Origin of the sequence: uncultured Corynebacterium sp. (assembly GCF_902489365.1) — a bacterium.
In the GTDB taxonomy this organism is placed as follows: domain Bacteria; phylum Actinomycetota; class Actinomycetes; order Mycobacteriales; family Mycobacteriaceae; genus Corynebacterium.
In genome coordinates, this window is record NZ_CABTZR010000090.1 from 1 (window position 1) to 8,135 (window position 8,135).

The window sequence follows — 8,135 nt, forward strand, 5'->3', positions numbered from 1 at the left end:
GCCAGCGGAAATCGGGGTACCGGAAATCCCTAGGGCGCCGCCGACGCCGCCCAAGACGGCCGCGGAACAAATTACCGGGAGGAAGGTCACTGGCTTGGACAGCATATTGGCCATCTGCACCTTGGGGGAACCGAGGACGTGCAGGATGGAGGTGGCGAAGCCGTTGACGCGCCAACCAGCAACCAGGAGGGTAAATCCGGCGGCCACGGCGCCCAGGTTGGCGGTACCGGAGGCCACACCGTCAATGAAGATGGCAGTGGCAATTCCAACGGTGGAGACTGGGGAGACGATCATGATGGCGAAGAGGATAGCGAGGACCACGCCCATGAGGACCGGCTGCAAGGTGGTTGCGCCGTTGACCAAGTTGCCCAACCACAGGGTGAAGACCTTAACAACGGGGAAAGTGACTACCCATCCAATCGTGCCCGCGACCAGAGTCACAATGGTGGAGAGCAGTAAGATTGAGTAGTTCTTGAGCTTATCGCCGATAAAAAGAAGCAGTGCCACCGCGATGGCTGCGGTAAGTCCTGAGTTGATCACAAGGCCAGTGCCTTTGAGGAAGAAGCCACCCTCGGGATTCACCGTGGCCACGCCGGAGCCGCAGAAGGAGGCAATACCCACCGCGGCGGTTTGGATGGGAGTCATCTTGAATTCGATGCCGATGAGGACGCCGATCATGACGGGCAAAAGGCTAGCGGCCAAACCGGTGAGGGCCATGACGGTGGCGGCGCCAGACCAGAAGGGCAGCAGAGCCTTGGCCAGTTCGCCCAGTAGGGCTTGCGGAACCAGTGACACCACGACGGCGATGGAGATGCCGTTGAGGACCTTCATGGTGAAGGAACCGGGTGTGAGGCGCTCGGCCGCGGGGGCAGCGCTGGCGTGTGGGATAGGGGAAAGCTTGCGTTCGTCTATCTGCTGTGGCGTGCTCATCCCCCAATCATACGCATAATATGCGATGGGTAGAAAATATTAATGCAGAAAAAGGGGTATTAATATTCCCTGCTTATGCGCCCTAGTACTCCACGCTCAGCTCAGATAGCCGTACTTCCCCGGCTTCATCGGAGGCATCGAGATCTACGGTGCCAACGAGCTGATAGGAGTTATCACCCTCTGGGTCCTTAAGGATCTGGCGCACGGTCCACGACCGCGAGCCGCCAACGCCACGAGCGCCCGAGCCCGTGTCGCCCTTGTCCAAGACAAAGTATTCCTGCCCCCTAGCCGCTGGCCCAGTGTCGATGTCATCGTAGTCATCGAAGTAGTCATCGAGAGCACGGCCAAAGTCAGGAATCTCCTCCAAGTAGTCCAACAGGTCTGCCAAGCGCTCTTCCTTCTCCAACGCAAAGAGCTGTGCAAGGCGGAAGAAGTAATTGCGCACCATGATGCTGAAAGCCCGCTGATTAGCGGTCAAGGCGGTGGGATCCTCGACTCCGAAGGCCAACTCGCGGTCCAAATCCTCCTGGGAAATGGGGGAGTCCTCGCCAGCCATCTCAGCCCACTCGTCGACAAGCGAAGAATCGACTTGGCGGATAAGCTCTCCGAGCCAGACGATGATGTCCTCGAGTTCCTCTGTGAGGAATTCCGCGGGGATGGACTGCTTGAGAGTACGCCACGCATCGGTGAGGTAGCGCAAAATGACGCCTTCCGAGCGGGCAAGACCGTAGGTGGCGACGAGATCGGAAAAAGTCATGGCGCTCTCCAGCATGTCGCGCACCACCGACTTAGGCCGCAGCTCGAACTCTTTGGCCCATGGGTTGGTCTGGCAGAAGGTCTCATAGGATTGTTCGAGGAGCTCTTCTAGGGGCTTTGGCCACGTGATGTCTTCCACGATGGCCATGCGCTCGGTATAGTCCACGCCCTCAGCTTTGAGCGCCGCGATTTCCTCACCGCGCCGCTGCTTCTGTTGGGCAATGAGCACCTGGCGTGGATCATCCAGCACCGATTCAAAGACAGAGATGACATCGAGGGCATAGGATTCGGACTCGGGATCCAGCAAGGTGAGCGCCGCCAGCGCGAAGGGCCCTAAAGGCTGGTTGAGGGCGAAATCGCGCGGCATCTCACGCACCACGTGGTAGGGGCGGCCGTAGATGTCGAGTCCCTTCGTAGACTTTTGCACCACGCCCGAATTAAGGAGGCCACGGAACAGACTCAACGCTGTGAGGATGTCCTCGTTCTGGCGGGCACGCGTGTTATGGCTCGTGCGGAGCAGGTGCTTAAGGTGCTCGTAGCCGTTGCCGTGGCGGGCGAGCACGTTGAGCAACATGGAGTTGGTCACTCGGAACTGGGATGTCAGTTGCTCCGGTTCGGCGTCGATAAGCCGTGCGTAAGTCTGTTCCGACCACGACACTTCACCATCGCGCGCAGATTTCTTCTTCAGCTTCTTGAGGCGCGCCGGGTCATCGCCCACACGGCGCCGCGCCTTGGCGTTCTCAATCTCATACTCCGGCGCCTGCACGACGACGGTGCCTTCCGTGTCATAACCCGCGCGGCCCGCGCGCCCGGCAATCTGGTGAAACTCGCGAGACTTCAGAATGCGCTGGCGGGTTCCGTCATACTTGGCCAAACCTGTCATCAGTACTGTGCGGATGGGGACGTTGATGCCCACCCCCAGAGTATCGGTACCACAAATAATCTTGAGAAGGCCCTTTTGTGCCAGGCGCTCAACCAAGCGCCGGTATTTCGGCAGCATGCCCGCGTGATGGACGCCGATGCCCTTGCGCAGCAGCTTCGACAGATCCTTGCCAAACCTGGTGGTGAATCGGAATCCCGCGAGCTCAGCGGCAATGGCCTCCTTCTCCTCTGCGGTGATGATCTTCGACAGGGACGTCAACGCCTGCGCGCGCTCCGAGGCCTCGCGCTGGGAGAAGTGGACGACGTAGATCGGCGCCTTGCCATCGGCGAGCAATTCTTCGATGGTTTCGTGGACCGCGGAAAAGACATAAGAGAAGTCGAGGGGTACTGGGCGAGTTGTTCCCGCTACCAGAGTCGTCGTGCGACCGGTACGCTCCGTCAAATCCTTCTCCAACCAGGCGGTATCACCCAGGGTGGCGGACATGAGCAGGAACTGGGCCTTGGGCAACTCCAAAAGCGGTACCTGCCAGGCCCAGCCGCGATCGGGTTCGGAGTAGTAGTGGAACTCGTCCATGATCACTTGATCGATGGCGGCTTCCGCGCCATCGCGAAGCGCAATATTGGCCACGATCTCAGCGGTGGCGGCGATAATCGGGGCGGAGCCATTGACCGTGGCATCGCCGGTCATCATGCCGACGTTTTCGGGGCCGAAAATCTCGCAGAGAGCGAAGAACTTTTCGCTCACCAAGGCCTTAATGGGAGCGGTATAGAAGCTGCGCTGGCCGCGGGCTAATGCAATAAAGTGGGCGGCGTTGGCCACCATGGACTTACCAGAACCGGTGGGGGTGGCCAAGATGACGTTATCCCCGGCGAGAACGCCAAGGGAGGCTTCTTCCTGCGCCGGGTAAAGCGAGATACCGCGGCCGGAAGTCCAAGACAAAAATGTGTCCCAGATGGCCTCATCAACCATCGACTCGGGGACTTCGGCGAGATCGGGCAACATCTGAGAAAGGTTCACCCGTCCCACCTTAGGCGAAAAGCTCTATAGAGCAGAGCGCGTCGGCCCTGCGCCCCAACTTCACCGCCTTGCCAGTTGCCGTACAGTCGGGGCAGAACATGCTTAGACGTCGTCATCCATGTCTAAGCCGGGGCCCTCATCGCGGCCGTAGTTGTCTTCGCGGTCATCGATATCTTCGGACAGAATGTCCGAGCTGTCATCGAGGCCAGCAAGAAAGGCCTCAAAGTCCGCACCGATCTCCTCGCCGGTGGGCATGTGCTCCTCACCTGGCATGATGGCCTGCGGGTGGCGGGAGCGGTAGCGCTCCATGTAGGCATCGTACTGCTCTTCTAACTGGCGCACGACGCCAGCGATCTCCTCAGAATCGGTAACCTGCTCCTCCAACTGCTGGTTGATGCGAGCAACGTCCGCTTCCAGGCTGCCCAGCGGAATGTTGAGGTCAGCTGCCGTGGCGACCGAATCCAGCAGCCGTAGCGTGGCGGCCGGGTAAGGGGACGCCGCAAGGTAGTGCGGAACATGAGCGGTGTATCCAGCAACGCGGCGGCCCTTCTTATCCAAGGCTCGCTCGATATACAGGGCGGCGGCGCCGGGGACCATCATGGTGGATTCCATGCGCACCATGGAGTTTAGGAGCTCTGGCTCATTGCCGTGCGCCGTGACCACGGTGGGGCGGGTGTGCGGCACTGGCATAGGGGCCGAGTACAGCATGATGGTGTTCTTGATATCGAACTTTTCCACCAAGTTCACCACCGCGTCCGTAAATGCCTCCCAGCGCAAGTCCGGTTCCGGTCCAGAAAGCAGCAGGAAAGGTGTGCCGGAGTTATCCCGGAGCACCTTGATGCCCAGATCGGTGTTTTCAATCTCTACCGTGCGGTCGTGGTCAATGGTGACGGCGGGGCGGCGAGAGCGGTAGTCAATAAGCTCGTCATTATTAAACGAAGCCAGCTGGCGGTTCTCTAACGCGGCCTTGAGGTGATCAGCACTGGCTTCGACGGCCTGGCCCGCATCGGCATAGCCATTCATGGCAACGATCATCGTAGGGCCATTGTCTGGGGCGGAATCGTCCTTGACCACTGGTGCGGGATACTCCAGCTCATACATGCGGCCCTGTTCTTCCTGCATGGTTGTGACTCCTCCTCCTTCTATCCTTGCGCTTCTTTAGAAGCGTACGGACTTAATCAGCGTTCTGTGCCTTGCAACGCTGTCGGGCTACTACCTATTCCCAGCTGCGAATGTGCGTTCCTTACCAAGCCGAGCTGGGATTGATCATGGGCACTGGTGATGATCGTTCAAGCATGCCACATGGCCATCCGTTGTGCCAGCATGTCGAGTGGGTGGGTGTGAATAACTCGGCTCTTCCCTCGGATTACAGACCAGTCCGGACTAGTTATCCACAGATTCTCCGTGTGTGGCGTGATCCCCCTAGCGTCCTGTGGTAGCCCTGGTCCAGGGTACAAGTATGAGCACATTCTCAACGCACGCAGATAACACCCCACCGATTACGACACCTGGACATCTCCTCGCTAACATACCCGGACTCCTTGGCTTCTATCCCACCGAATCGGTGGTGTTCATGGCCATTGACACCACCCCGCGCGGCCCGGCCATGGGTCCGCTCGCCCGCGTCGATATCGTCGATGCCGCCGGAGCCCTGCCGGATATCGCGGCGATGCTGGCAGAGAATGCCCGCGAAGGCGTCTTCGCCTTCCTCATTTCGCAGCGCCCGCTTACTGAACTACGGGAGGTGACCCACTGGCTCTATGGCCTGGATCGTTCCTGTGACGGGTTGGAGATTGACGCGGCCTGGTACGCCAAGGAAATCACCAAACATGAGCCCTACGTTTTGTTGCACGGAACCGTGAACGCGGATGGGAGCGGACCGATGAAAAAGTGGGTAGAAGGCACTATACCGGCGCTTACCGACGCCCCCTCGATGCGTTCCTGCGTCAATCACAATGTTGTTCCAGAGCTCAATAGGGAAGAATTCTTTGCCATTTTCGCGCCGGGAAACCCACACCTGGATTCTGCCGAAACAGAAGCCCTTAGCCGGCAAGCACGCGATACCGCGACTCAGTTTCGCGCCCAGGTGGCCGCGGCGAAAGGGAAGAAGCGCAAGGAACTCCTTGAGCACTTTGTTGATGATGCTCAGTGGGCGCTTCACCAGGTGGCGTCTGCGGAGGAAGCCGAAGAAGATGTAGAGCTGTTGGCATCATGCGCCGTGTGGCTGTCGACGACCTGGACGCGCGACCTCGTGGTGGGCATCTGTGCGGAGGCAGGCGAAACCGGTGCGTACCTTCTCCTAGCAGCAGCGCGCACATTCGGCGAAGAATTACGGGCGAATGCACTGACCCTGTTTGCCCTGGCACACATGGAACAGGAGTGGGATATCCTGGCCGGACCCGCGCTGCAGCTCGTCACGGAAGAGTTCCCCAGTCACCGCTTAGGTTCGCTGTTGTGCCAGGCCTATCGCCACGGATTGCACGAAAAGATACGCGCTTCGATCCACACAGGCGCGCGCAAAGCTTTTGACAACGCGGTAGGGGATGCGGCCCAGGAGGGTGATGCTAACGCTGAGCGGAGTGCGCCCGCGCGCCGAGCTGCCGGGTAAAGTTCCAGGCATCCGTCACGATGGTGGTCAGATCGGTGCGGCGGGGATCCCATCCGAGCTCGGACTTGATTTTTTCCGAGGAAGCTACGAGAGTCGCGGGGTCGCCTGCGCGGCGCGGCGCCAGCTCAGCCGGGATGGGGTGTCCGGTGACTTCACGGCAGGCCTCAATGACCTGCTTGACAGAGTAACCGTCCCCGGAGCCGAGGTTATAGATGCGGTGTGTACCCGCAGCGTTGCTTTCGAGCGCGAGCACATGGGCGTCAGCCAGGTCACGGATGTGGATGTAATCGCGGACGGCGGTGCCATCGGCAGTGTCGTAGTCATCGCCGAAAATGAAGATCTTGTCGCGATGGCCAAGTGCTACCTGCAATACAAGCGGAATGAGGTGGGTTTCCACCTCGCGGTTCTCGCCAATGCTGCCGTAGGCACCGGCGACGTTGAAGTAGCGCAAGGACGTCGCCCCCAAGCCATAGGCCCGGGCATAGGAGGTGATCATGTAGTCGATTGCGAGCTTGGATGCGCCATAAGGGTTCGTCGGCTGCGTAGGCATCGTCTCTGTGATCGGAACCTGTGCAGGCTCGCCGTACGTTGCCGCAGTCGAAGAAAACACAAGGTTGGTGACGCCGAATTCGCGCATGGCGTTGAGCAACTGCAGCGTCGTGACGACATTGTGCTGCCAATAGTCAGCTGGAGCCTCAACGGATTCGCCGACGAGGGAGCGCGCGGCAAAATGCAAAACGCCGTCGAAGCCTCCTTCAGACAACACTTCACGAGCGACATCGGCCACGTCACCCTCGACAAGGCGGGCCTGCTCTGGGATAGCTTCGCGGTTGCCGGTGGAAAAGTTGTCGATGATGGTAACGTCGTGACCCTTCTCCACGAGGACGGCCGCGCACACGCTGCCAACATAGCCGGCACCGCCAGTGACAAGTAGTTTCATCGCCCTAGTTCTCCTTGACTCGGATAGCGTGCGCGAGGTCGTCGACAAGCTCGACGGTGTGGCCCGACTCTGTGGTCAGCGTAATCGTTCCGCTGTCATTGACCACGGTAACCTTCGAACCAACCTGAATACCGCACGAGTAAAGCTCGTGGAAAGTCGAGTTATCCGCCTGCAAAACCTCATTGATCTGGACGATGGTGGCTGCAGTCTTTTGCCCGGTGGGAAGATCGATGGCGCGAGTCCCCAGGTCGAGTTCCGCGGGGGTCATGCCAAGCTGCGCCAAACCTGGGATGGGGTTGCCGAAGGGGGAGCGGGAAGAATCCTCAAGAACGGCTATAACTCGCTTCTCTACCTCTTCGCTCATGACGTGCTCCCAACGGCAAGCCTCATCATGAACCTTGTGAATATCGAGGCCCAGGACGTCCGTGAGCAACCGCTCAGCGAGGCGGTGCTTGCGCATGACATTGGTGGCCAGTTCGCGGCCCTGCTGGGTGAGGTCGAGGCTGCGGTCCGTGCGCACGTGGAGCAGGCCATCGCGCTCCATGCGAGCCACAGTCTGGGACACAGTCGGCCCAGACTGCTCTAGGCGCTCTGCAATGCGAGCACGCAGTGGGGTAATCCCTTCCTCTTCGAGCTCATAAATGGTTCGCAGATACATTTCCGTGGTGTCAACTAGGTCCCTCACGTGGGCTTACCTTTCTGCGTTGTCGGCGGTCCGTAGCCACATAGGTTTAGGCGCGGTAATAGGAGTGTATTAAGAGAATATCTTAAACAATAGCGTATTTTTTCAGGGCTTAGCGCACGCAGCGCTGCACACTGCGCAGGGTGAATGGGCAGATATGAATCAAGCGATATTCAGTCCTCGAGAAATGACGAAAGCCACCGAGCATCGACCTCCCTGGCCCAGTAGACAATCTATGTGGGCAGGAGGGATATGCCTCGATGGCTAGCGCCAAGCTATGAAACAGAACTTAAAGAGCGTATTCGCGGAGGCGATCGGC

6 protein-coding genes are annotated in these 8,135 nt (G+C 59.3%); 1 reads left to right on the forward strand and 5 read right to left on the reverse strand.

Annotated features, from left to right (window positions below):
- The 3 genes from RDN59_RS10485 to RDN59_RS10495 all read right to left on the reverse strand — a co-directional run.
- Nucleotides 1-831: PTS sugar transporter subunit IIC (locus RDN59_RS10485; protein ID WP_374044609.1), on the reverse strand; the 831-nt coding region annotated here is incomplete at its 3' end.
- A 181-nt stretch (nt 832-1,012) separates the two neighbouring features.
- Nucleotides 1,013-3,586, reverse strand: a complete 2,574-nt coding sequence (locus tag RDN59_RS10490) for a DUF3516 domain-containing protein (RefSeq protein WP_308607789.1) — start codon at nt 3,584-3,586, stop codon at nt 1,013-1,015.
- Nucleotides 3,587-3,688: 102 nt separating this feature from the next.
- Nucleotides 3,689-4,708, reverse strand: coding sequence for a PAC2 family protein (locus RDN59_RS10495; RefSeq protein ID WP_070516895.1), 1,020 nt, complete (start codon nt 4,706-4,708; stop codon nt 3,689-3,691).
- A 337-nt stretch (nt 4,709-5,045) separates the two neighbouring features.
- On the opposite strand from RDN59_RS10495, the gene RDN59_RS10500 reads away from it, so the two are divergent.
- On the forward strand, nt 5,046-6,194 hold the full coding sequence (locus RDN59_RS10500) for a DUF4192 domain-containing protein (protein ID WP_308607790.1): 1,149 nt from the start codon (nt 5,046-5,048) through the stop codon (nt 6,192-6,194).
- Here the strand turns inward: RDN59_RS10500 and galE are convergent.
- Complete coding sequence (gene galE / locus RDN59_RS10505) at nt 6,151-7,134, reverse strand: UDP-glucose 4-epimerase GalE (protein ID WP_308607791.1); 984 nt, start codon at nt 7,132-7,134, stop codon at nt 6,151-6,153. The genes RDN59_RS10500 and galE overlap by 44 nt on opposite strands.
- Before the next feature lie 4 nt (nt 7,135-7,138).
- Nucleotides 7,139-7,819: a metal-dependent transcriptional regulator gene (locus RDN59_RS10510; RefSeq protein WP_102234163.1), complete on the reverse strand. Its 681-nt coding sequence runs from the start codon at nt 7,817-7,819 to the stop codon at nt 7,139-7,141.
- Between the last annotated feature and the right edge of the window lie 316 nt (nt 7,820-8,135).

What these genes read in the sequence shown, in the direction of transcription:
- RDN59_RS10495 (WP_070516895.1), bottom strand. Translation starts at nt 4,708, where the DNA reads ATGCAGGAAGAACAGGGCCGCATGTATGAGCTGGAGTATCCCGCACCA.
- galE (WP_308607791.1), bottom strand. Translation starts at nt 7,134, where the DNA reads ATGAAACTACTTGTCACTGGCGGTGCCGGCTATGTTGGCAGCGTGTGC.
- RDN59_RS10500 (WP_308607790.1), top strand. Translation starts at nt 5,046, where the DNA reads ATGAGCACATTCTCAACGCACGCAGATAACACCCCACCGATTACGACA.